A 22,987-nucleotide genomic window follows, 5' to 3' on the forward strand; every position below is an offset into this window, starting at 1 on the left:
GCTTAGCTTTGCTGTTCCGGTCTGCGGATACGGAACCCTCTGAGGACCCGGTTGCCCAGCGCGGCAAGGCCGTCGGGTTCGAGGATCAGGAAGACGATGATCAGCGCGCCGAGCACGACCCGCTGGCTCATGTCGAGCACGCCGGAGTCGAAGAGGTCGCCGAGGAAGAATTGCCCGACCCGCGACATCACCACAGGGAAGACCACGATCAGCGCCGCGCCGAAGAAGGCGCCGCGGATGGTGGCGAGCCCGCCGATAATGATGATGAAAAGGATCTGGAACGAGCGGTCGAGGTCGAAGCCGTCGGGTTCGACGGTGCGCAGATAGGTAAACGCCCAGATGACGCCGGCGACGCCGATGATGAAGGACGACAGCGCAAAGGCGAGCAGCTTGGTCCTGAGCACCGGCACGCCGATGATCTTAGCAGCCGTCTCATTGTCGCGGATGGCGATGAAATTGCGGCCGGTCTGCGAGGTGGCGACGCGCCAGGCGAGGAAGGTCAACGTCGTGACGATGGAGAGCGCGAAGTAATAGCGGCCGGTCGAGCTGTCGAAATTGATGCCGGCAATGGTGAGGTTCGGCGCATCGATAACGCCGGACGGATTGTTGTTGGAAAACCAGTTGAACTTGGTCAGTGCCCATTGCACGAAGAACTGTGCGGCCAGGGTCGAGACGGCCAGATAGAAGCCGCGCAGCCGGAGACTCGGCAGGCCGAAGACGATGCCGACTCCGGCCGCCACGACACCGGCGAGCACGATGCTGACGAGGATTGGCAGGCCATCGATCCGGAGGTTGAAGTTGAAGGCGGCAAAGGCGCCCACCGCCATGAAGGCAGCGCTGCCGAGCGATACCTGTCCGGCATAGCCGGTGAGCAGGTTCAGGCCGACGCCCGCCAGCGACAGCGCCAGGAAGGGCAGAAGAATCGCTTCGATCAGATAGCCCTGGCCGACGAGCGGCACGACGGCGAAGGCGATGACCAAGGCCACGGCTGGCAGCAGCCAGCCCGGCAGCTTAGCGGCTTGAGCCTGCAAGGGTTGCGATGCGGTGAGGACAGCCATCGGTCAGACCCTTTCCACGAGCTTCTGGCCGAACAGGCCGGAGGGGCGGATGAGCAGGAAGACGAGCGCCACGACATAAGCGAACCAGCCCTCGATGCCGCCACCGAAATAATCGCCGATATAGACTTCGGCGAGCTTTTCGGAGGCGCCGATCAGCAGCCCGCCGACAATGGCGCCGGCAATCGAGTCGAAGCCGCCCAGCACCAGCACTGGAAGCGCCTTGAGCACGACCAGCGACAGCGAGAACTGCACGCCCAGCCGCGCGCCCCAGAGCAGGCCGGCGACCAGCGCCACCAGCCCGGACGTCGCCCAGACCGTGGCCCAGATGCGCGGCAATCTGAGACCAACGGCCAGGGCGGCGAACTGATCGTCGGCAACGGCGCGAAAACTCAAGCCGACGCGGGTATAGCGGAAGAACAGTGTGAGAGCCGCGACCATCACCGCAGCAACACCGGCAGCGAACAGGTCGAAGGTCGAGATCATGATGCCGTGGAATTCGAAGGGGACGTCCTCGATGCCGAGATCGAGTCCATGCACCTGCGTGCCCCAGACAAGCTGAGCCGCACCCTCGATCACGTAGGAGAGGCCGAGCGTGGCCATGAACAAGGTGATCGGCGGCTTATTGACCAGCGGCCTGAGCACGGTGCGCTCGATGGCGATGCCGATCAGCACCATGACGAGGAAAGTGATGACCAGCGCCAGCCAGAAGGGCAGGCCGCGTTCGACCAACGACACGAAGGTCAATGCAGCGAACAGCAGCAGCGCGCCCTGGGCGAAATTCAGCACGCCTGATGTCTTGTAGATCAGCACGAAGCCGATGGCGACGAGCGAATACATCACGCCAGAGAGCAGGCCGCCGGTCAGCACTTCGAGGAAGAAGAGATAGTCGAAGCCGCCGTCCATTAGATGCCAGCTCCTTCGTCGTTTTCGCTGACAATACCGAGATAGGCATCGATGACCGCCCGGTCGGCGCGCACTTCGGCAGGAGTGCCGTCGGCGATCTTGCGGCCATAGTCGAGCACGGCTATGCGATCGGAGAGACCCATAACCACGCCGATGTCATGCTCGATGAGGATGACCGTCGTGCCATAGCTCTCTTGGGCGGCGCGGACGTAAGCAGCCATTTCCTGTTTCTCGGTGGCGGTCATGCCGGCCATCGGCTCGTCGAGCAGCAAGATCTCGGGATTGGGGGCAAGCGCGCGGGCGAGTTCGACGCGCTTCTGCAGGCCATAGGGCAACGATCCGGCCAGTCGGTCAGCGACATGCTCCAGATGCAGGAACTCGACGACACTGCGGGCGCGATCGCGAGCTTCGCGCTCTTCACGGCGGGCACGCGGCGAGCCGAGCGCCTGGCCGATAAAGGTTGAGCGGCGGGCGAAGGCAAGCCCGGTCATGATGTTTTCGACAACGGTCAGGCCTTTGAACAGAGCAAGATTTTGGAAGGTGCGGGCAATGCCGAGCCGCGCGGCCTTCTGGGCCGGCACCTGGGCATAGCTCCTGCCGTTGAGCCAGACACGGCCGCTGTCTGGGCGGTAAATGCCGCTGATGATGTTGATCAGCGAACTCTTGCCGGCACCGTTCGGGCCGATGATGGCGCGGATTTCACCCCGTTGCACGGCGAGGTCCACGCCTGACACGGCGGTGACGCCGCCGAAGGAAATGGTGATATTTTCCAGCGCCAGCACCGGCTGGTCCGCGAGCACGCCCTCTCGAACCTTGCCGGCTTCCGCCTTGGTGGAAGAGTTCAGGAATGGCAGGGAAGGATATTCCCTGAGCGACGCCGTGCCGTCGAGCGCGGAAAATGTGTAATGGGCATCCAGCATGCTGGTCTCCGTTCATGCTGTCGTTCGTTTGGCGGGCGGCGCTGTGGGTGCCGTCCTTTGTCGTGGGTGCTCGGGGCTACCCCCCTCTGTCCTGCCGGACATCTCCCCCTCAAGGGGGGAGATTGACTCGTGGCGCTCTCATCGCCCCAAACAGGCGTTGCAGGGGATGCGACGGCAGAGAGGCGCGAGCTGGTGCCCCATCCAATCTCCCCCCTTGAGGGGGAGATGCCCGGCAGGGCAGAGGGGGGTGCCCCAGGCCGCAGCGCAGCCTTACTCGGCGGCTTCCAGCGCCCGATCCTCGATCGCCTCGAGCTCGCGCACGATCGGCAGCACATGCTTGCCGAAATATTCGACCTCTTCCTGGAAATGCAGGAAGCCGAGCAGGATCAGGTCGGCGCCGGCGCGCTTCAGGCCGATGACGCGTTCCGCCACCTGTTCGGGCGTGCCGATCAGGTTGGAGCGGAAGCCGTCATTGTACTGCACCAGGTCCTGGAAGGTCGATTTGGCCCAGTTGCCCTCGCGCTCCGGCGAGGAATTGCCGGCGTTCTGGACTTCGTGGTGGAAACCCTTGACCGCGTCGGGGATCGCCTTGTCGATGATTTCCTTCAGTATTTCCTGGGCTTCCTTCTCGGTCGAGCGAACGATGCCGAAAGCGTTGATGCCGATCTTCGTGCGCCAGCTCTTGCCGAACTGCTTTTCCTTGGCGCGGATGTCGTCCACCTGTGCGGTCAGGCCCTCGGGCGTATTGCCATTGGTGAAGTACCAATCGGAGACGCGGGCCGCCATGTCGCGGGCGGCGCGGGACGAGCCGCCCTGGAACACCTGCGGGATGCCGCCAAGCGGCTTCGGCTTCATCGAATAGTCCGTGAAGCGATAGAAATCGCCGCGCAGATTGTAGCTGTCCTCGGTCCAGATGCCGCGCGCAGCACGGATGAATTCCTCCGAACGGCGATAGCGTTCGTCATGATCAAGCCAGGGTTCGCCGATCGCGGCAAATTCGCCGCGGAACCAGCCGGAAACGACGTTGATGTCGACGCGGCCATTGGTGAGATGGCTGATCGTGGCGATCTGCTTGGCGAGCAAAGCGGGGTTCCACGGACCCGGCAGGACGGCGGCGATCACCCGCAGGCGTTCAGTGGCAGCGAGCAGCGCATGGCTGAACGATACCGATTCATGCTGGTTGTCGGCGCCATAGCCGGCAGTAAAGCGAATCTGGCTCAGCGCGTAATCGAAGCCGGAGTGTTCGGCGATCTGCGCGAGCTTGCGGTTATAGTCGATATCCCAGCTGGTCCGCTGCTCGATCGAGCTGATCACCAGGCCGCCGGAGACGTTCGGCACCCAGTAGGCGAATTTCAAAGGGTCTTTTTTGAGCTGGGACATTGGTTTCTCCATCCACACTATGAGAGGTTTTGGTCAGGCACGAAGGCGCGGCCGCTCGGCCGCATCGGTCTGCAATGCAAGTTCGGAAACGGCAGGAAAGAGCGCGCCGAGTTCGCGCACGGCAGCATCGATGCGTTTGGTGATTTCGGGATTGCGGACTGAATAGGCGTCGAAATCGCTTTCCAGCGCATAGACGGCGGTTGGCAGCGTCAGAGCCTTGAAGAAGCCAAACAGCGGCCGCAGCTGATGCTCGGTCATCAAGCCATGCATCGGCGTGCCGCCGGTCGCCGCAAGGATGACTGGCTTGCCGATCAGCGATTCGAAATGCACGAGATCGAAAAGGTGCTTGAGCGCGCCGGAATACGAAGCGCGGTAAACGGGCGATCCGACCACCAGCACGTCGGCGGTCTCAACGGCCTGCACCAGTTCGCGGCCGGCATCATCGAGCTGGTCGGAGCGAAGGGCGCGAAACAGGATCGGGGCGGCATCGACCAGGTCGATCTTGCGGGTCTGGACGCTGAGCCGGCTCTCGATCGAAGCAAGGATCGCCTCGACGAGCGAAGCCGTACGTGACGGCGTCCTGACATTGCCCGATATGCCCACAATTTTCAGTTCTCGCATTTTCCGGTTCCTGCACCGTGTCATTAAACTAACTTAATCCATAATTTATATAGACTAAGAGTAAAGCAGGAATTTTTCGCGAAAGGGAGAAGACTGAAATATTTTTCCTGAAACGGCGATGGTTCCGCAAAAAGTGCGGAATTATTGTCAGCGAGGTTTCAGCTACGCCCGGTGCAAACGCGTCAGTTGCAGGGTTTTCTGCACTGCATGTCATCACCAGTCCGCGATGGCAGCGGCATATTGCGAGATTTGCGGTCGGCCCGCCGGCTTGCAAAAATGCCGTGCCGCTAAGCCTCCGATATTTTCTATAATTTTGATTGACAATATAGATTTTAAAGCTAGTTTTTTGGAAACGCGCCACGCTGCGGCGGGCGCCCCGATCCGATCCGTAGCTGCGTCTCATTCGGCATAGCGCGCCATGCATGTGGCTGACGGCCGAGACGGTTTGAGTGGTCCGGCAGGGAAACAGGTGAGCCGCGGCCGCCGCTGGGTGCTGCCAGGTCATCATCGTCCACTGAATAAGAATGGAGATTTCTATGAGCGACCGGTTTTCATTTTCGACCCTCAATCGCCGCGACATGCTGAAGATATCGGCGGCTGTCGGTGCGGCGACAGCAGGTGCGACGCTGCTCGGCGCTACCGCTGCGCGAGCCGCCGGTGCGCTGTCCTTGAAAGGCAAGCGGATCGGCATCAGCGCTACCGGCACGGATCACTATTTCGATCTTCAGGCTTACAACGCGCAGATCGCCGAAGTGAAAGCGCTTGGCGGAGAGCCTATCGCCGTCGACGGCCAGCGCAACGACGCCAAGCTGGTATCTCAGCTGCAGACGCTGATTGCCCAGAAGCCGGATGCGATCATCCAGACCCTCGGCACGCTTTCGGTGATCGACCCATGGCTGAAGAAGGCACGCGACGCCGGCATCCCGGTGCTGACTGTCGACGTCGGCTCGACCAATTCGATCAACAATTCCACGTCCGACAACTGGGGCATCGGCAAGGATCTGGCGCTGCAACTGGTCAGCGACATCGGCGGCGAAGGCAAGATCGTGGTCTTCAACGGCTTCTATGGCGTGACGCCCTGCGCTATCCGCTATGACCAGCTCGTCAATGTGACCAAGTATTTCCCCAAGATCGAAATCCTGAAGCCGGAATTGCGCGACGTGATCCCGAACACTGTGCAGGACGCATTCACCCAGATCACGGCTATCCTCAACAAATATCCGGACAAGGGGTCGATCAAGGCGATCTGGTCGGCCTGGGACATTCCGCAGCTTGGCGCGACCCAGGCACTGGCCGCAGCAGGCCGCACGGAGATCCGGACCTATGGCGTCGACGGCAGCCCGGAAGTGCTGCAGCTCGTCGCCGATCCGAACTCGCCGGCCGGCGCCGATGCCGCGCAGCAGCCGGCCGAGATCGGCCGCACGGCCGTCCGCAACGCTGCCCGCCTGCTTGCCGGCGAAAAACTGCCGCGCGAAACCTATGTGCCGGCGCTGCTCGCCAACAAGCAGAATGTCGGCGATGTCTCGAAGAAGCTCGGCATCGGCTGACGCGCCGTTGCTTGTGGGCCAGCCCGGATGTCCTGCCGGGCTGGTCCGCGCCCCGCAATTCCCAAACGCAGGAGCAAGATCATGTCGTCAAGCGCACCTCCTCACCTCGCCGAACGCGACGTGGTCATCTGGCTCGGCGGCATCGTCAAGCATTTCGGCGGCGCCAAGGCGCTCGACGGCGCCTCGCTCCTGGTCAAGCGCGGCACGGTGCATGGTCTCGTCGGGCAGAATGGCGCCGGCAAATCGACGCTGATCAAGCTGCTTGCTGGTCTCCACCAGCCCGACAAGGGCACGATCGAGATCGATGGCGAGGCCTATGACAGACTGACGCCGCGGCTGGTCGAACGGCTCGGTATCCAGTTCATCCACCAGGATCGGCTGCTCGTGCCGACATTCACTGTTGGCGAGGCGCTGTTCCTCGGCCGCGAGCCGCTCATTGCCGGCACGCCCTTCGTCGACCGGGGCGAAATGCAGCGGCAGGCGGAGGCGATCCTCGCCCGCTATTTCGGCGTCAGGATTCCCAGCACGGCGCTGATCTCGGAGCTGACCACCGCCGAGAAGCAGATCATCCAGATCACTCGCGCCCTGCTCGAACAGCCGAACGTGCTGGTGTTCGACGAGCCCACAGCCGCGCTCGTCCGGCGTGAGGCCGATATCCTGTTCAAGCTGATCCGCCGGCTGCGCGACGAAGGCATTACCATCATCTACATCTCGCACTATCTCAGCGAGATCGAAGACCTCTGCGACACGGTCACCGTGCTCCGCAACGGCAGGACGGTTGCTGCCCTGCCGCTCGCCGAAACGTCGGCTAAAGCGATCGGCGCGCTGATGGTCAACCGCGACATCAAGGACCTCTATCCGAAGCGGGAAGTCGAACTCGGCGACACGCTGCTGCAGGTGCAGGGCCTGACGGCGCCGGGGAAATACAGTGATATCAGCCTGTCGCTACGCAAGGGCGAAATTCTTGGGCTGACCGGCCTGCTCGGCTCCGGCGCCAAGGAGCTGGTCCGGACGCTCTTCGGGTTGGAAACAGCCGCTTCGGGTCGTGTCGAGGTCAATGGCCAGACAGTCTGGACCGCCACCCCCTCGCAGGCCGCCAGCCGCAAGCTGGCGCTGGTGCCGGAGGACCGCCGCGGCCATGGCGTGGCGCTTGATCTGAGCGTGGCGGAAAATTCCACGCTTGCCAGCCTCTCCCGCTTCGTCAAACGCGGATTCCTCAACCGACGGGAGGAGGCGCGGGAGGCGGATAGCCTTATCGCACGGCTGCAGATCAAGACGGCGGGTGCCAGTTCGCTCGTTCGCTCGTTGTCGGGCGGCAATCAGCAGAAGGTTGCGATCGCCAAGTGGCTGAGCCAGCATTCGGAGATCTATCTGCTCGATGAACCGACCGTGGGTGTCGACATTGCCGCCAAGGTCGAAATCTATGCGCTGATCGGCGAGCTGGCCAGCCGAGGCGCCGGTGTCATCGTGCTCTCCTCGGACCTCGATGAACTGGCCGGCATCACCGACCGCGTCCTGGTCATGTTCCGCGGCCGGATCGCCCGCGAATTCATCACATCCAACACCACGCCAGCCGAAATCCTCGCCGAGGCAACCGGCTCAACGGAGGTTCTGCGCAATGTCGGTTGATTCCCATTACGACTCCACCTTCATCGTCGCCCGGAAGGCAAGCCGGACCAGCACGCTTTCGGGTCGTCAGTTCGCTTCCGCGGCGCTTCGCTATGGCGCGCTGATCGCCTTCGCTCTGATCCTGCTGATCTTCTCGCTCACGGCACCCTATTTCCTGACGCTGTTCAACATCGGCAACATCCTTGGCCAATCGGCAATCGCGGGCGTGCTGGCGATTGGTCTCACCATCGTCATCATCGCGGGTGGTTCCAATGTCGTTACCGGCGGCATAGACCTGTCACTGGCGGCCAATATGGGCCTTTCCGCCGCCGTCTATGCAACTCTAGCCCATGCAGGATATAGCGACAGCACGGCGGTGCTCGCAGCCCTCGGCACCGGGCTCGCCATCGGTGTCGTCAATGCACTGGCTGTCGTGCTTGCCGGCATTGTGCCACTGCTGGCGACGCTGGCCGTGATGAACGTCGTCGCCGGGCTGGAGCTCGTGCTGACGCAGAATACCGTTATCCCGGCGTCGACTGACTTCCTGACCACGCTGTCGGCGACCGGTCCGTTCGGGGTTCCGGTGCTGGCCTATGTTCTCATCGCCTTCACGGCACTGATGGTCGCCGTGATCCAGCGCACATCCTTCGGGCTCAGGCTCTATGCGGTCGGCGAATTTCCGGAAGCGGCGCGCGCGGCGGGCATTCGGGTGAAGGCCTATCGCGGCTTTGCCTTCATCCTCTCCGGCCTCTGCGGAGGCTTTGCCGGCATTCTCTCGGCTGCCTATCTGTCCGGCAGCACGACGGGTTCCGGCGAAATGCTGTTGCCCGTGGTCGTGACCGCGCTGCTCGGCAGCGTCTTCTCGCGGCGTCTGGTGCCCACCATCACCGGTACCTTGCTGTCGGCCCTGTTCGTCGGTGTCCTGCTCAACGGCTTTCAACTGCTCAATATTTCCAGCACGCTGGTCAGCGGCGTACAGGGTCTGCTGATCCTGCTCGTCGTCTCGACAACGACGCTTCTGAAGCGGGAGAGCCGCTGATGACGGCCGCGACGATGCTGCGCGCCCGTCCTTCCGGCATCCTGCGCTTTGTCGCCCGCTACGCTTTGGTGATAGCGCTCGTCGTGGTCATGGCCATCTTCGCCAACGCTGCACCGAGTTTTCTCACCCTGGCCAATCTCGAAAGCATCCTGGTCAACAACTTCACCCTGCTCGCCATCGTCTCGATCGCCATGACCTTCGCGGTCGCGGCCGGCGGTATCGACCTGTCGGTGGGCACGGCGATCGATTTCGCCAGTTTCGCCTTTGTCTCGCTCGTGCTGGGCGGACTACCGGTGGCGTTGGCGCTCATCGCCGGCATTCTCGCCGGTGTGCTGGTCGGCGCCTTCAACGCTGTACTGATCTCGGGCATTGGGGTAACGCCGTTTCTGGCCACGCTCGGCACGCTGTTCGTCGGTCGTAGCGTGCAGCAATTGCTCACCAATGGCGGCAATCCCGTCTACCTGCCGCCAACCGGCGTCCCCGCGAGCTTCCACTTTCTTGGTCACGGCACGATCGCCGGGCTGCCTGCACCGCTGCTGATCACCGCGGTCATTGGGATTGCAGCCTCGGTGGTTTTGACCCGCACGCGTTTCGGGCGCGTCATACTCTCGGCCGGCATACAGGCCCCGGTCGTGCGCTATTCCGGCATTTCGCTGAATGCCTATATGGCGGTAACGTATATCCTCGTTGCAGCGATTGCAGCGGTTGCCGGCCTGATCCTGACTTCGACGGTGACGGTCTACATTCCCAATTCCGGCAATGCCTTTCTGCTCAATTCCATCGGCGCGACCTTCATCGGCACGACACTCAATCCGCATGGCCGGCCCRATATCGCGGGCACGGTGCTCGGCGTGCTGCTGCTCGCCATCGTCGCCAACGGGCTGCTGCTCAGCGGCCTGAATTTTTACTGGCAGCAGGTCGGGACCGGCGTGCTGATCTTCGCCGTGCTTGCCATCAGCTTCGCAAACAAAAGGGCCAGTGGTCATTGACCGCTGGCAGGAGGTGAAAGATGTCGAACATCGCACAATTCCACAGGGAAGTATCGCCCGCGAGCCATATCGAGACCGAAACCGACGCGCTCGCCGTCGCCCGGGCGCTCGCCGCCGAATTTGCCAAGGGTGCTTCCGATCGCGACCGCAATCGTGAACTGCCGTTCAAGGAAATGGAGACGCTGGCGCATTCCGGCCTGCTGGCGATCACGGTGCCGGAAGCCTATGGCGGCATCGATGTCTCCAATTCGGTCCTGGCCGAAGTCACCGCCATCCTGTCGGAAGCCGATGGCTCGATCGGCCAGATCCCGCAGAACCATTTCTATATCCTCGAGGCGCTGAGGTTGGATGGCAGCGAGGAACAGAAGAAATTCTTCTTCGGCCGCGCATTGGCCGGCGACAAATTCGGCAATGCTTTGTCCGAAGTCGGCACCAAGACGGTCGGTCAATACAATACAAAGCTGACGCCGGATGGTGCCGGCTTCCGCCTCAACGGCAAGAAATTCTATTCGACCGGTGTCATCTTCGCCGACTGGATCGTCGTTTTCGCCAATGACCCGGATGGTAATCTCACCATGTCCTTCGTGCCGAAAGGTACCGAGGGTATCGAGATCGTCGACGACTGGGACGGCATCGGCCAGCGGACCACCGGCAGCGGCACGACGATCATCGAAAATGTCTATGTGCCGTCGGATTGCGTCGTCCATCACCACAAGGGTTTTGAGCGGCCGGGCACGATCGGTTCGGTTGGACAGATCATCCATGCGGGCGTCGATCTCGGCATTGCGCGCGCTGCGCTCAAGGACACGATCGATTTCGTCAGGACCAAGGCACGGCCATGGATGGATGCCGGCATCGAACGCGCCTCCGACGATCCGCTGACGATTTCCCGCATCGGCCAACTGGCGATCCGCATCGACGCGGCTGCGGCGCTGCTCGAACAGTCCGGCCACAAGGTCGACACGGCGCAGATCAATCCGACGGAAGACAACGTCGTCGCCGCGACCATCGCGGTTGCCGGCGCCAAGGTGCTGACCACCGAAGTCGCCATCGAGGCGACCAACACGCTGTTCGAACTGGCTGGCACCTCGGCGGCCCGCCAGGGCGCCAATTTCGACCGCCACTGGCGCAACGCCCGCACGCATACCCTGCACGACCCGGTGCGCTGGAAATTTCACGTCGTGGGCAATTACCTGCTGAACGGCGTCACCCCGCCGCGCAACGGCGCGCTTTGATCAATCCAGGAGCATGACATGACCCGCGAAATCCGGCTGAACGCCTTCGACATGAATTGTGTCGGGCACCAGTCACCCGGCCTCTGGCGGCATCCGCGCGACCAGTCGTGGAAATACAAGGACATGGACTATTGGGTGAATCTCGCCCAGACGTTGGAACGTGGCAAATTCGACGGCCTGTTCATCGCCGACGTGCTCGGCGTCTATGACGTGCTGAACGGCAACACCAATGCTGCCCTCAAGCATTCGGCACAGGTGCCGGTCAACGACCCGCTACAGCTGATCCCGACCATGTCTTATTTGACGGAGCATCTCGGTTTCGGGCTGACGGCGTCGTTGTCCTTCGAGCATCCTTATACATTTGCCCGGCGCATCTCGACGCTCGACCATCTCACCAAGGGCCGCGTCGGCTGGAACATCGTCACCTCCTATCTCAACAGCGGCGCGCTCAATATCGGCCAGGCCGGGCAGACGCAGCACGACAACCGCTACGATCTCGCCGAGGAATATCTCGACATCTGCTACAAGCTCTGGGAAGGCAGCTGGGAAGACGGCGCGGTGGTGCGCGACCGCGAAAGCGGCATCTTCACCCATCCCTCCAAGGTCCATCCGATCAATCACGCCGGCAAATATTACACCGTGCCCGGCATTCACTTGTCGGAACCGTCGCCGCAGCGCACGCCGGTGCTCTACCAGGCGGGCGCTTCGAGCCGTGGCAAGGATTTTGCCGGCGCGCATGCCGAATGCATCTTCGTCGCTGCTCCGTCCAAGGCTGTGCTGAAGCGTTACGTCGCCAATGTGCGCGAGGCGGCGGAGAAGATCGGCCGCAATCCGCGCGACATCCTGTCGTTCAACCTCCAGACCGTGATCCTCGGCGAGACCGATGCCGAGGCCAAGCGCAAGTTCGACGAATACCGCAAATACGTCTCCTACGAAGGCGCCCTGACGCTGATCTCGGGTTGGACCGGCATCGATTTCGGCCAGTTTTCCCCGGACGAGGTGCTGCGCCACCGCCATACCAATGCGGTGCAATCCGCCGTCGAGACCTTCACCACCATCGATCCGACCAAGGAATGGACGGTGCGGGAAATGGCCGACTGGGTCGGTATCGGCGGCTTCGGCCCGGTCTTTGTCGGTTCACCCTCGACAGTYGCCGACCTAATGCAGGAATGGATCGAGGATACGGACGTCGACGGCTTCAATCTCGCTTATGCCGTGACGCCGGAAACGTTTGAGGACACGGTCAACATGCTGGTGCCGGAACTGCAGAAGCGCGGCGTCTACAAGACCGAGTATCGCCCTGGCACGCTACGCGAAAAGCTGTTCGGTAGAGGGTCGCGACTGGAATTGCCGCATCCGGGGGCGGCCTATCGCGACATTGAGCGGCTGAGTGCTGCGAGGGCGGCGGAGTAGGCTTCCGCAGAGGAGGTGGTCTGKCTGAGCATGGAATCTCGACTGGCGAGAAATATCATAAAATGATATTATCCCTACAAAGGAGATTTACTATGCCGTCCAGCTACACTTTAGGAGAACATTTCGAGGAGTTTGTTCGGCGTCTCGTCGACAGCGGCCGGTACGCGTCCGCAAGCGAGATCATGCGCGATGGGCTTCGCCTGCTTGAAGAGCGCGAAAATCTCCGTGAGGCAAAGCTGGTGGCCTTGCGCGAAGCTATTCGCGACGGCATGCAAAGTGGCCCTTCCGAACCACTTGATATGGATTCGATCCTCGAAGAGGCGCGGCAGCAACACGCATCGAACAGAAAACGTGTTGGCCGTGGCTCTTAATATCACGCGAACGCCACAGGCAAGACGCGACCTCATTGAGATCTGGTCCTATATCGCCGACGACAATCCGCCGGCCGCGGATAAGCTGTTGCGACGGTTCGAGCAGGTTTTCGCCATGCTGTCTGAAACGCCGCTTGCCGGGCGAGCTCGGCCGGAACTGCATCCTGACATCCGAAGCTTTTCGATCGGCAACTACTCGGCCTTTTACCGAATTTTGCCCGGAGTTGTCGACATCGTGCGGGTCATGAGCCGGTTTCGCGACATCGACGAAGACGAGTTTACCGTGTAGCAACTCGCCCGACCAAACGGAAAGGTCGGGCGGCAAAACATCGACGGCGGTTAGCTATATAGGCTAACCTCCGGAATCGTCCCGTTCAGGGCAAACTCACCCACCTCGCGCGCCTTGTAGAACACCGGATCGTGCAGCGTGTGCGTCCGGACATTGCGCCAGTAGCGGTCGAACTTGTGTTTCGAGGCAGTGGCGCGGGCGCCCATGAGTTCGAAGATGCGCGACGTGATGTCCAGCGACACATGTGTTGAATGGACCTTGGCGGCATAAGCCTCGGCGGCGACCTCGCCGCGCTCGCGGGCGGTGACAGCGGGACCGCGCAGCAGGGCCGACTGTACGGCTTCGGCAGCGACGTCGGCAAGTGCGGCAGAGGCCTTCAGCTGCGCCGTGAACTCACCGATCCGCTCCAGGATATACGGATCCTGTTTGGCGCTCTCCACGCCGGAGGTGATCCACGGCCGGGTCGTCTTGCGCACATAGTCGAGCGCGGTCGCGAGCGCCCCCTCGGCGGTGCCGAGATAGAAGTTGACGAAGACCAACTGGATTAACGGCGTGTTGAACGTGGCGAGCACCGAGGGTGCCTGGTCGGGATCGGCGAGCGGCAGGACGAAATCGCTGTGATAGACGGGAAAATCACGGAATTCGACGCTGCCGGAGTCCGAGAGCCGCTGGCCGAAATTGTCCCAGTCGTCATTGGCGATGTAACCGGGCCGGTCGGTGGGGATGACGAAGTTGGCGATCTTGTCTTCGAACACCGCATTGGCATTGATCCGGTCGGAAATATGGGCGCCGGTCGAGAATGTCTTGCGGCCGTTGAGCACATAGTGGTCGCCCTGACGGCTCAGCACCAGGCCCGGATCGCGCGGGTTGACGGCAGCACCCCAATAGAGGTTTTTCGACACGGTCTCCTGGCCGAGTACGGCCGCCTTGTCGGGATCCTGGTGTGCCCAATAGATATACTGGCTGTTGACGAAGTGATAGCCGAGCAGCTGGCCGATCGAAGCCTCCCCGCGTGCCAGGATGCGCACCAGACGCAAGCCGTCGACCCATGACAGGCCGCTGCCGCCGATCTGCGGCGCGTGCAGTGCGTTCAGCAGGCCGGACGATTTCAGGATGCTGATCTCGGTATAGGGCGGCTTGCCGTCGCGGTCGAGGCTGGCCCCTCGATCGGCGAGATCGCTGGCAATCGCTTCAGCGCGGGCGAAGAGCGTGTCGCGCCGATCGTCGACATCTTCGGTTTTCTTGACGAGATGAAGGGTGCTCATGGGTTTCTCCGGGGAAAGATCGGAATCACGAAGCGGCGGCATCCAAGGACGCCGCCGCCGCGATGGTCATCAGTAGAGTTTTGCCGGAATCCACGGCGCGTTGACCGCATCGCTCTCGCTGAACGACGGCACCTTGGCTGCAAGTTCCTCGATCGTCTTGACGCCGGCCTTGCGCAGCGAATCCTGTGTCAGCAGCGCCGGCTTGACGAGGATCGAATGCGGCACGTCCTCGCCGGCAATGCTGAGCGCCACGGCACGGATCGACACGGCGCCAACCACGGCCGGATTGGTAGCCACTGTCGCCTTCCACGGGCTGCCATCCTCGGTAATCTCCTGGATGTCAGCGGTGGAAACATCGGCCGAATAGATCTTGATTTTATCTGCGAGGCCGAGATCGTTGACCGCAAGCTTCACGCCGCGGGCGAATTCGTCATAGGGCGCGAAGACGACGGTGATATCCGGATTGGCCTGCAGCGACGCTTTGGCCTGGTCGGCGGTGCTGGTCGCCGTCGTGTCGTTGACGACGCCGAAATGCGCCTTTTCGACCACGCCCTTGTTGTCGGCCTTGAACTTTTCCCAGATCTCGTTGCGGCGGTCGAGCGGCGCAAAACCGGCGACATAGACATAGCCGGCGGTGAATTTGTCGCCATTGTCCTTCAAGGCCTGCTCGAGACCGAGCTTGGCGATCTCATGATCGCTCTGCTCGACCTGCGGGATTTTCGCATTGTTGAGATTGACGTCGAAGGCCACGACCTTGATGCCGGCGTCGAGCGCCTTCTGCACCACGTCGCCTAGGGCTTCCGGCTGGCCGTGATCGATGACGATGCCCTTGACGCCGAGATTGATCGCCTGCTGGATCTGGTCGCGCTGCTCGGCGGCATCCTGGCGCCCGGGGAAGACGCGCAGGTCGATGCCGATCGCCTTGGCCTGCTTCTCGGCACCGGACTGGTAGGCCTGGAAGAAGTCGCCGGCGGAAATGTAGGAAATCAGTGCCACCTTGACGCCCGGCTTGTCAAACGGCGCCGGTGCCTTGGCGTCTGCCGCGTGCCCGATGCCGGCAAAGCTTGCCGCCGCGAAAAGTGCTGTGGCCGCCGTCTTGAGATAGGATTTCATGAGAGTGCTCCTTGCTGTTGCCAGCCTGTTGCCTCGAAGGGCATGGCTTCTACTAAACATAAAATCCATAAAAATACTATACAATAAAATCATACCAATTTATGCTCGGTTTCGGAAACGGCGTTGCCGCCACGCCACCGAAGTTGAAACCCCATGCCCTTCGCTTGGGAACAACACATAATATACATCGATTATATGATTATGGGTCGATCATGCCGCTGCTCACTGTCGAGAACATCGAAAAATCCTTTGCGGCGACGCGGGCGCTGGCCGGTGCCGCGCTTTCGCTCGATGCGGGTGAGATCGTCGCATTGATGGGCGCTAACGGCGCCGGCAAATCGACGCTGGTCAATATCCTCTCCGGCGCTTTCTCCGCCGATGCCGGTACCATCACATTGAATGGCCGGAACTATGCGCCGCGGTCGCCGGCCGAGGCGGCCAGGCATGGCGTCGTGACCGTACACCAATCGACCGACCGACTCGGCGCGCCTGGCCTCAGTGTGGCGGATACATTGCTGCTTGATGCCTATGCCGACGGTTCGGCGCCGTTCTTTCTCAACCGTGCCGCCGTCCACCGGCGGGCCAAGAAGATGCTCGATCAGGCCGGTTTCGACCTGCCGCTCGACACCGATTTCGCTGATCTGCCGGCCGCCGGCCGGCAATTGCTGGCGATCGCCCGTGCCATCGATCGCAAGGCGTCGCTGTTGATCCTCGACGAGCCCACCGCCAGTCTCTCTGGCCGCGAGGCGGAGCGGCTCTACGACATCCTTAGGGGATTGCGTGCGAAAGGCTTTGCCATTCTCTATATCTCCCACCGCGTCGCTGACCTGAAGGCGTTGGCGGATCGCGTCGTCGTCATGCGTGGCGGCCGGATGGTGCGGGAATTTTCGGCGCCGGTCGATTTCGATGCGGCCATCGAGGCGATGATCGGCCGCTCGTTGTCCTCGTCTCGGCCGGCTGCGGCGGCGGAGCATGGCGGTGCGCCGGTGTTCCGGCTGCAGGGCGCCCGGCTGCTGCCTCACTCAAACCTCTTCGATCTCGATATTCTCGAAGGCGAGGTCGTCGCCGTCACCGGTGTGCTCGGCGCTGGCAAGAGCCGGTTGCTCTCTGCGATTTTCGGCACGGCAACGCTTGCCGAAGGAGCGATGACGCTCGCGGGTCGTCCTTTCCGGCCAAGCGATCCAAGAGAGGCGATCGATGCCGGCGTGTTCATGGCGGCGGAGGACCGGCACCGCTCGTCGCTGATGCCTGCCGGCTGGCCGGGCGATACCGTGGCCCGCACGATCAGCCTGCCGCATCTCGGCAAATGGTTCCCGAGCGGCTTCACCACCGGACGCCGCGATCTCACTGAGGCGGATTTCGCCATCACCCGGCTCGGCATCAAGGCGCAATCGGGTCGTGCCAGCCTCGGTTCTCTGTCGGGCGGCAACCAGCAGAAGGTGATCCTCGGCCGCTGGGAGGCTGAGCCCTGCCGGCTGCTGCTGCTCGACGAGCCGTTCCAGGGCGTCGATGTGGGCGCCCGCCAGGACATTATTGCCGCGATCCGCGCCAATCGCAGCCGCGCGACGCTGATCGCCACATCCGATCCCGAGGAAGCGCTCGAAGTCGCCGACCGCATCCTCCACATCCACCACCATACGATAATGCCGGCCGAGCATATCAAGCCGGAGCAGGAAGGCCAAACTCCATGACCACGATCGACAGCCGCAATCCGCCACTTGCCCAAGCGGACGCTCGTCAATGGCTGGCCAGATCCGCCGCGGCCCTCCGCTCCGGCGCCGTGCTCCTGCTGCTCGCAGCGATGATCATCGGCTTCTCTCTTGCTGTTCCGGTGTTCATCAACATCGTCAACCTGATGAGCATATTGCAAGGCGTGTCAGTGGTGGCGGTGCTTGGCATCGGCGTGACGCTGACGCTTGCCGTCGGCGGTTTCGACCTGTCGATCGGCGCGGTCGCCGCCTCATCGGTCATGGCTGCGACTTACGCCATGATCGTCTGGCAGCTCAACGCCTATGAAACGGTGCCGCTGGTGCTGGCCTTCGGCGCTGCCGTCGGGGCGGTCAATGCTTTCCTCATCGTCAAGCTGCGCGTGCCGGACCTGCTGGCGACATTGGCGATGATGTTTTTGCTGAGCGGCCTGCAACTGATCCCGACGGCCGGCCGGTCGATCTCCTCCGGCCTTATCCTGCCGGATGGGTCGAAGGCAGCAGGCGTGGTCGACAAAGCTTTCCTCACGATTGGCCGCGCCAGCCTCTTTGGTGTCATCCCGATCCCCGTGGTGATCATGGTAGTCGCGGCCATCATCTTCCATGTGTTGATGGAGCATACGCGTGCGGGACGGCTGTTGTTTGCGGTCGGCGGTAATGCCGTGGCGGCGCGGCTGGCCGGTGCTCCGGTGGCGAAACTGAAGACCATGGCCTATATCCTTTCGGGCATGCTGGCGGGTCTCGGCGGCATCATTATCGCCGCTCGCGTCGGCCGTGGCGACATTTCGACCGGCGGGTCGCTATTGATGGATGCCGTGGCTGCGTCGCTGATCGGCTTCGCCGTGCTCGACCAGCGCCGCCCGAATATTTTCGGCATGGCTGCCGGCGCTGTTTTCGTCGGCGTGCTGCTCAATGGCCTCACCATGCTGAACGCGCCCTACTACACGCAGGACTTCGTCAAGGGCGCAGTGCTGGTCGGCGCGCTGGCGCTGACCTATGGGCTCGGCCGGCGGTCGTAATTCTCCTATGCAGACAATGGGTTGCTTCATAGTTAAATATTAAAAATATATTTTTAGTAGACTAATATCGGCCTTTGCGCTATCGATGACGTCCGCCTGAGCCGATGCCCGGCGACGAGACAGACATGATTGTCAGGAAATACGTCGATGGCTGATCATTTGATTTTAAGCGCATTTTTCTTCAATCCCCAGGGTGATCATCGAATGTCCTGGCGCCATCCGCGGGCGCCGGGGCGCGAAGTGTTCGATTTCGACTTCTATAAGAAGCTCCTGCAGGATGCGGAGCGGGCGAAGTTCGATACGCTGTTCGTTGCCGATCACGTCGCCATCTGGGATTCGGTGAAAAGCGGCGTCACCCATTATGCCAATGCGCGGCTCGAACCGCTGACGCTGCTTTCGGCACTGGCCGCGGTGACGGAGCATATCGGCCTGATCACCACGGCCTCGACCTCCTATAGCGAGCCCTACAACATCGCCCGGATGTTCGCCTCGCTCGACCATATCAGCAAGGGCCGCGCCTCGTGGAACGTGGTGACCTCGGCCATGGACGAGGAGGCACAGAATTTCGGCCATGACGGCAATCTCATCCATGGCGACCGCTACGAACGTGCCGACGAATTCCTCGATGTCGTCAAGTCGCTCTGGGACAGCTGGGAAGACGATGCCATCCTGCTCGACCGGAGCTCGGGACATTATGCCAATGCAGCCAAGGTTCACTCCCTCAATCACAAGGGCAAATATTACCGCGTCCGTGGCCCGCTGAATGTGCCGCGGCCGCCGCAGGGGCATCCGATCATCGTCCAGGCTGGCTCGTCTGATTCCGGCAAGGACTTTGCCGCGGCACATGCCGATCTGCACTTCGCCATCATCCGCGACAAGGAGGAGGGGCTGCGTTATCGCGAGGACATCGATGCCCGGCTGAAGAAATTCGGCCGCCGGCCGGACTCGTTCAAGATCCTGCCTGGCGTCCTGCCGGTCGTTGCGGCTTCCGTCTCGGAGGCCGAGGAGCGGCAGCAATATCTCGAAAGCCTGATGCCGGAACAAGTCGGTGTCGACCTGCTGTCGAGCTGGAGCGGCACGGATCTCACCGCCTATCCGCTGGACGGCCCACTGCCGCCGCTGCCGGACGAATCGACCTTCAACGGCGGCCGGACGGCGCTTAATCGCGTGAAGCTATGGGCGAGCCAGAATCTCACGCTTGGCGAGATCGCCAAGCGGCTCGCCAATTCCGGTGCGGTCCCAACCATTGCCGGCACGGCCTCGCAGGTGGCCGACCAGCTCGAAGACTGGTTCAAGGCCGGTGCCGCCGATGGCTACAACCTGATGTTCCCCCTGCTGCCGGAAGACTGGCTGAACTTCACCAGCCAGGTCGTGCCGGATCTGCAGCGCCGTGGCGTGTTCCGCCGCGAATACGAGCCTGGCACCTTTCGCGACCGGCTGGGACTGCAGCGGCCGCCAAACCGCTTCTCCGCCGAAGGCAGTGATCGACGCGCGGCGTCGTGAGGGAGGCCGTCATGAGCAAGGAGACCATCAGATTGCAGCCACGCGAGCCTTTTACGCCCAAGCTCACCAATGTCCTTCACAGCCCCAAGCGCGTGCGCGTCGAGTTTGCCGGCGAGACGGTCGCCGACAGCCGAGAAACGCTGATCCTGCGCAGCAACCAGTTCCTGCCGATCTATTTCTTCCCGGAGGTGGCGATCCGGCCGGATGTCCTTCTCGCCCCGCGCGACGGTCGCCATGAGCGGTTTGGCGGCAAGACGCGGAACTGGAACATCGGTGCCGCAGGCCGCACGGAGGAGAATGCCGCATGGTCCTTCGTCGAGGTCGATGATCCCGTCTTCGCGCCGCTCAAGGGCTATGTCGCGTTTCGCTGGAATGCCGCGGATCACTGGTTCGAGGAAGACGAGGAAATCTTCGTCCATCCGCGCGATCCCTATGCGCGCATCGATACGATCCCGAGTTCCGCCCATGTCGAAGTCCTGGTCGGTGGCGAGGTGATCGCCGACAGCCGGCGCGCGGTGCTGCTGTTCGAAACCCATCTGCCGACGCGTTTCTACATTCCGCCGGAAGACATCCGCATGGACCGCTTGACGCATTCGGCGAGCCACACGCGCTGCCCCTACAAGGGCATCGCCTCCTACTGGTCGACCACGGCGACCGACGGCACTGCAAGGCAGGACATCGCCTGGAGCTATCTCGATCCACTGGCTGAAATTCCCAAGATCAAAGGTCTGATCGCCTTCTATCCGGATGCTGTCGACGAAATCCGCCTCGACGGCCGCCGCGTCTCCTGATCTTCAACCTCAATAGGATAGTCCGATGACCAAACGTAACCACATCGACCAGCTCCGCACGCTTTCCGGCGATCTCTGGAATGTTGCGGTCGACGAGCATGCGGCCGGGTTCTTGAACCGCCGCGACCTGATCCGCTATGCCGCCTTGATCGGCCTGACCGGCTTTGCCGCGTCGCAAGGCTTTGGCGTTTCGACGGCACGTGCTGCAGGCCAGGGCGGCGGGACGGTGCGGGTAGCGCTTGACCAGCCCGCCGGCGTCATCGACCCGGTGAAAATCGCAGATCCGGCCAGCATCGCGCTGATCAGTCAGGTGGGCGAATATCTGTTGGTGGACGACCCGGAGAAAGGCCTGCTGCCGTCGCTGGCCACTTCATGGTCCGGCAATGACGATGCAACACAATGGACGTTCAAGATCCGCTCCGGCGTGAAATTCCAGGACGGCCGCCTGCTCTCCGCCAAGGATGTCGCGGCCACATTCGAGCGGCTCGTTGATCCGGCCAATGGCTCCTCGGCACTGTCAGCTTACAAGGGCTTGCTGTCGAAGGGCGCCGTCAAGGCTTCGGATGACCTGACCGTCGTCTTCACGCTCGACAGCCCGAATAGCAATTTCCCGTTCTACGTCTCCTCCGACGTGTTCAATTCGATCATTCTTCCCGCCGACTACAAGGGTGATTTCGAGAAGACGTTCAACGGCACCGGTCCGTTCAAGCTGGAATCCTTCCGACCGAAACAAGGCGCGAGCTTCGTCCGCAACGACGGCTACTGGGGCGACAAGGCGCTCCCCGACCGGCTGGAAATCCAGTTCTACGACGACCCGCAGGCGCAAGTTCTGGCGCTGCAGGCCGGCGATCTCGACGTCATCCCCTATACGCCGCGCATCGCGCTCGCCGTCGACAACAATCCCGCCTACAAGGTGCTGAGCGTGCAGGCGAGCACCCATGACGAAGTGCATATGCGCGTCGACCAGGATCCGTTCAAGGACAAGCGCGTGCGCCAGGCACTGGCGCTGACGATCGACCGCGACGTTATCGTCAAGGGACTGTTCAAGGGCCGTGCCATCGTCGGCAACGACACGCCGTTCGCGCCGATCTTCCCTTCCTCCGACCCCGCCATTCCGCAGCGCAAGCAGGATATCGCCCAGGCCAAGAAGCTGCTCGCCGAGGCCGGCGTCCCCAACGGCTTCCAGGTGACGCTGACCACCGAGCAGGCCTATGAAATCCCTGACTATGCCGTGCTGATCCAGAATTTCGCTAAGCTGGCCGGCATCGACATCAAGCTCAACATTCTTCAACAGGATGCCTATTACGGCTCGGCGACCTTCGGCAGCTCCAACTGGCTGGACTCCAACCTCGGCCTCACCGACTATGGTCACCGGGGCACGCCGGACATCTTCCTCAATGCCACGCTGAAGAGCACCGGAACCTGGAACGCCGCTCATTTCAAGAACCCGCAATATGACGCACTGCTGGTCGATTACGGCAAGGCGCGCGATCTCAAGACCCAGCGCGAGACCGCCAGCAAGATCCAGGCGCTTCTTCTCGATGAAACGCCGCTGATCATCTCCTATTTCTCGAAATATAGCCGCATCACCAGCTCGAAGGTTCAGGGCTTGCGTTTCACCGCAATCTCGCACCTGTTCCTGGATCGGGTAACGGTTGCCTCGTCATAAGGCTCGAACCCGTCGGGTTTGCCGACGTCAACACGCCGATATCTCGAGGCCCAGGCTCGCGTCCCAACCGCAAGCCTGGGCCTCGCCCTGTCGTAGTTCGAGCATAAGCATGAGCGGCTGCCGACGGTCGCAACGTCCTGGACTGGCGCTCGAACAAATCGCGCCGATATTTCGAACGCATTTCAATTCAGGGCAATTTATTGCGTGTCGCGGTTACGCCGATCCCTAAAATAGCAGCGAACGATCAGGGAAGGCGCCATGATACCTCTGCAACTCAAATTCACGGACGAGCGCAAAGCACTCACCGTCACATGGGATGACGGTCATGTTTCCACGATTCCGGCGTCGCTGCTCAGAGCCCGCAGCCGGGCGGCACTGCAGGTGCGTGCCGATGTCGATGGCAAGACGGGTTCATTCGACGGTGTCAGCGTGACGAGCGCCGAGGCGATCGGCTCCTATGCGGTGCGGCTGGTTTTCTCCGACGGTCATGATAGGGGCATCTATCCCTGGAGCTACCTGCGCGAAATCGCCGACTTTTAATTTGCGCG

General features: G+C 62.0%; 21 protein-coding genes. 14 read left to right on the forward strand and 7 right to left on the reverse strand.

Annotated features, from left to right (window positions below; all coding sequences use genetic code 11):
- Nucleotides 1-2 precede the first annotated feature (2 nt).
- From AC1DYF_RS03185 to msuE, 5 genes are all read right to left on the reverse strand, one after another.
- The gene (locus AC1DYF_RS03185; RefSeq protein ID WP_477875167.1) at nucleotides 3-1,058 is read right to left on the reverse strand and encodes a branched-chain amino acid ABC transporter permease; all 1,056 of its coding nucleotides are present in this window, start codon (nucleotides 1,056-1,058) and stop codon (nucleotides 3-5) included.
- A 3-nt stretch (nucleotides 1,059-1,061) separates the two neighbouring features.
- Complete coding sequence (locus AC1DYF_RS03190) at nucleotides 1,062-1,961, reverse strand: branched-chain amino acid ABC transporter permease (RefSeq protein ID WP_477875169.1); 900 nt, start codon at nucleotides 1,959-1,961, stop codon at nucleotides 1,062-1,064.
- A complete protein-coding gene (locus AC1DYF_RS03195) occupies nucleotides 1,961-2,881 on the reverse strand; it encodes an ABC transporter ATP-binding protein (RefSeq protein ID WP_477875171.1) in 921 nt (306 codons plus the stop codon). The genes AC1DYF_RS03190 and AC1DYF_RS03195 overlap by 1 nt, the downstream gene beginning before the upstream one ends.
- A 270-nt stretch (nucleotides 2,882-3,151) precedes the next feature.
- Entirely contained in the window at nucleotides 3,152-4,261 is a 1,110-nt protein-coding gene (gene sfnG, locus AC1DYF_RS03200; protein WP_477875173.1) for a dimethylsulfone monooxygenase SfnG, read from the reverse strand.
- Nucleotides 4,262-4,294: 33 nt separating this feature from the next.
- Entirely contained in the window at nucleotides 4,295-4,873 is a 579-nt protein-coding gene (gene msuE, locus AC1DYF_RS03205) for an FMN reductase (RefSeq protein ID WP_477875442.1), read from the reverse strand.
- 545 nt (nucleotides 4,874-5,418) lie between these two features.
- Between msuE and AC1DYF_RS03210 the strand changes: the two genes are divergently transcribed.
- From AC1DYF_RS03210 to AC1DYF_RS03245, 8 genes are all read left to right on the forward strand, one after another.
- Nucleotides 5,419-6,429, forward strand: coding sequence for a sugar ABC transporter substrate-binding protein (locus AC1DYF_RS03210; RefSeq protein ID WP_477875175.1), 1,011 nt, complete (start codon nucleotides 5,419-5,421; stop codon nucleotides 6,427-6,429).
- 78 nt (nucleotides 6,430-6,507) lie between these two features.
- On the forward strand, nucleotides 6,508-8,058 hold the full coding sequence (locus tag AC1DYF_RS03215) for a sugar ABC transporter ATP-binding protein (protein WP_477875443.1): 1,551 nt from the start codon (nucleotides 6,508-6,510) through the stop codon (nucleotides 8,056-8,058).
- Entirely contained in the window at nucleotides 8,048-9,076 is a 1,029-nt protein-coding gene (locus AC1DYF_RS03220) for an ABC transporter permease (protein WP_477875177.1), read from the forward strand. Before AC1DYF_RS03215 ends, AC1DYF_RS03220 begins: the two co-directional genes overlap by 11 nt.
- Nucleotides 9,076-10,065 carry an ABC transporter permease gene (locus tag AC1DYF_RS03225; protein ID WP_477875179.1) on the forward strand — a complete coding sequence of 330 codons (990 nt, stop codon included), beginning with the start codon at nucleotides 9,076-9,078 and terminating at the stop codon, nucleotides 10,063-10,065. The genes AC1DYF_RS03220 and AC1DYF_RS03225 overlap by 1 nt, the downstream gene beginning before the upstream one ends.
- A 20-nt stretch (nucleotides 10,066-10,085) precedes the next feature.
- Complete coding sequence (locus AC1DYF_RS03230) at nucleotides 10,086-11,300, forward strand: SfnB family sulfur acquisition oxidoreductase (protein ID WP_477875181.1); 1,215 nt, start codon at nucleotides 10,086-10,088, stop codon at nucleotides 11,298-11,300.
- A gap of 18 nt (nucleotides 11,301-11,318) precedes the next feature.
- On the forward strand, nucleotides 11,319-12,713 hold the full coding sequence (locus AC1DYF_RS03235; protein WP_477875183.1) for an LLM class flavin-dependent oxidoreductase: 1,395 nt from the start codon (nucleotides 11,319-11,321) through the stop codon (nucleotides 12,711-12,713).
- 92 nt (nucleotides 12,714-12,805) lie between these two features.
- Nucleotides 12,806-13,084 (forward strand): type II toxin-antitoxin system ParD family antitoxin, encoded by a 279-nt coding sequence (locus AC1DYF_RS03240; RefSeq protein WP_477875185.1) that lies wholly within the window; start codon nucleotides 12,806-12,808, stop codon nucleotides 13,082-13,084.
- Nucleotides 13,065-13,373, forward strand: coding sequence for a type II toxin-antitoxin system RelE/ParE family toxin (locus AC1DYF_RS03245; protein WP_477875187.1), 309 nt, complete (start codon nucleotides 13,065-13,067; stop codon nucleotides 13,371-13,373). The genes AC1DYF_RS03240 and AC1DYF_RS03245 overlap by 20 nt, the downstream gene beginning before the upstream one ends.
- A 50-nt stretch (nucleotides 13,374-13,423) precedes the next feature.
- Here AC1DYF_RS03245 and AC1DYF_RS03250 read toward each other — a convergent pair whose 3' ends face one another.
- Together AC1DYF_RS03250 and AC1DYF_RS03255 are read right to left on the reverse strand one after the other, a co-directional pair.
- Nucleotides 13,424-14,638 carry an acyl-CoA dehydrogenase family protein gene (locus tag AC1DYF_RS03250; RefSeq protein WP_477875189.1) on the reverse strand — a complete coding sequence of 405 codons (1,215 nt, stop codon included), beginning with the start codon at nucleotides 14,636-14,638 and terminating at the stop codon, nucleotides 13,424-13,426.
- A gap of 69 nt (nucleotides 14,639-14,707) precedes the next feature.
- Nucleotides 14,708-15,751, reverse strand: a complete 1,044-nt coding sequence (locus AC1DYF_RS03255) for a substrate-binding domain-containing protein (RefSeq protein ID WP_477875191.1) — start codon at nucleotides 15,749-15,751, stop codon at nucleotides 14,708-14,710.
- Nucleotides 15,752-15,963: 212 nt separating this feature from the next.
- Here AC1DYF_RS03255 and AC1DYF_RS03260 point away from each other — a divergent pair, with 212 nt between their 5' ends.
- The 6 genes from AC1DYF_RS03260 to AC1DYF_RS03285 all read left to right on the forward strand — a co-directional run bounded on the left by AC1DYF_RS03260 (nucleotide 15,964) and on the right by AC1DYF_RS03285 (nucleotide 22,979).
- Nucleotides 15,964-17,442 (forward strand): sugar ABC transporter ATP-binding protein, encoded by a 1,479-nt coding sequence (locus tag AC1DYF_RS03260; protein WP_477875193.1) that lies wholly within the window; start codon nucleotides 15,964-15,966, stop codon nucleotides 17,440-17,442.
- A complete protein-coding gene (locus AC1DYF_RS03265) occupies nucleotides 17,439-18,476 on the forward strand; it encodes an ABC transporter permease (protein ID WP_477875195.1) in 1,038 nt (345 codons plus the stop codon). The genes AC1DYF_RS03260 and AC1DYF_RS03265 overlap by 4 nt, the downstream gene beginning before the upstream one ends.
- Nucleotides 18,477-18,623: 147 nt before the next feature.
- On the forward strand, nucleotides 18,624-19,979 hold the full coding sequence (locus tag AC1DYF_RS03270) for an LLM class flavin-dependent oxidoreductase (protein ID WP_477875197.1): 1,356 nt from the start codon (nucleotides 18,624-18,626) through the stop codon (nucleotides 19,977-19,979).
- Between the two features lie 11 nt (nucleotides 19,980-19,990).
- Nucleotides 19,991-20,770 (forward strand): DUF427 domain-containing protein, encoded by a 780-nt coding sequence (locus AC1DYF_RS03275; RefSeq protein WP_477875199.1) that lies wholly within the window; start codon nucleotides 19,991-19,993, stop codon nucleotides 20,768-20,770.
- 25 nt (nucleotides 20,771-20,795) lie between these two features.
- Nucleotides 20,796-22,439, forward strand: a complete 1,644-nt coding sequence (locus AC1DYF_RS03280) for an ABC transporter substrate-binding protein (protein WP_477875201.1) — start codon at nucleotides 20,796-20,798, stop codon at nucleotides 22,437-22,439.
- A 258-nt stretch (nucleotides 22,440-22,697) separates the two neighbouring features.
- Entirely contained in the window at nucleotides 22,698-22,979 is a 282-nt protein-coding gene (locus AC1DYF_RS03285) for a gamma-butyrobetaine hydroxylase-like domain-containing protein (protein WP_477875203.1), read from the forward strand.
- The last annotated feature ends 8 nt before the right edge of the window (nucleotides 22,980-22,987 follow it).

This window comes from Rhizobium sp. P2_G9, assembly GCF_056403475.1.

Bases quoted from the DNA above. Each gene is read 5' to 3' on its own strand.
- AC1DYF_RS03265 (WP_477875195.1), top strand. From the start codon at position 17,439: ATGACCACGATCGACAGCCGCAATCCGCCACTTGCCCAAGCGGACGCT.
- AC1DYF_RS03195 (WP_477875171.1), bottom strand. From the start codon at position 2,881: ATGCTGGATGCCCATTACACATTTTCCGCGCTCGACGGCACGGCGTCG.
- AC1DYF_RS03220 (WP_477875177.1), top strand. From the start codon at position 8,048: ATGTCGGTTGATTCCCATTACGACTCCACCTTCATCGTCGCCCGGAAG.
- AC1DYF_RS03275 (WP_477875199.1), top strand. From the start codon at position 19,991: ATGAGCAAGGAGACCATCAGATTGCAGCCACGCGAGCCTTTTACGCCC.
- AC1DYF_RS03240 (WP_477875185.1), top strand. From the start codon at position 12,806: ATGCCGTCCAGCTACACTTTAGGAGAACATTTCGAGGAGTTTGTTCGG.
- AC1DYF_RS03210 (WP_477875175.1), top strand. From the start codon at position 5,419: ATGAGCGACCGGTTTTCATTTTCGACCCTCAATCGCCGCGACATGCTG.
- AC1DYF_RS03230 (WP_477875181.1), top strand. From the start codon at position 10,086: ATGTCGAACATCGCACAATTCCACAGGGAAGTATCGCCCGCGAGCCAT.
- AC1DYF_RS03190 (WP_477875169.1), bottom strand. From the start codon at position 1,961: ATGGACGGCGGCTTCGACTATCTCTTCTTCCTCGAAGTGCTGACCGGC.
- AC1DYF_RS03280 (WP_477875201.1), top strand. From the start codon at position 20,796: ATGACCAAACGTAACCACATCGACCAGCTCCGCACGCTTTCCGGCGAT.
- AC1DYF_RS03285 (WP_477875203.1), top strand. From the start codon at position 22,698: ATGATACCTCTGCAACTCAAATTCACGGACGAGCGCAAAGCACTCACC.
- AC1DYF_RS03185 (WP_477875167.1), bottom strand. From the start codon at position 1,058: ATGGCTGTCCTCACCGCATCGCAACCCTTGCAGGCTCAAGCCGCTAAG.
- AC1DYF_RS03270 (WP_477875197.1), top strand. From the start codon at position 18,624: ATGGCTGATCATTTGATTTTAAGCGCATTTTTCTTCAATCCCCAGGGT.
- AC1DYF_RS03255 (WP_477875191.1), bottom strand. From the start codon at position 15,751: ATGAAATCCTATCTCAAGACGGCGGCCACAGCACTTTTCGCGGCGGCA.
- AC1DYF_RS03260 (WP_477875193.1), top strand. From the start codon at position 15,964: ATGCCGCTGCTCACTGTCGAGAACATCGAAAAATCCTTTGCGGCGACG.
- sfnG (WP_477875173.1), bottom strand. From the start codon at position 4,261: ATGTCCCAGCTCAAAAAAGACCCTTTGAAATTCGCCTACTGGGTGCCG.
- AC1DYF_RS03250 (WP_477875189.1), bottom strand. From the start codon at position 14,638: ATGAGCACCCTTCATCTCGTCAAGAAAACCGAAGATGTCGACGATCGG.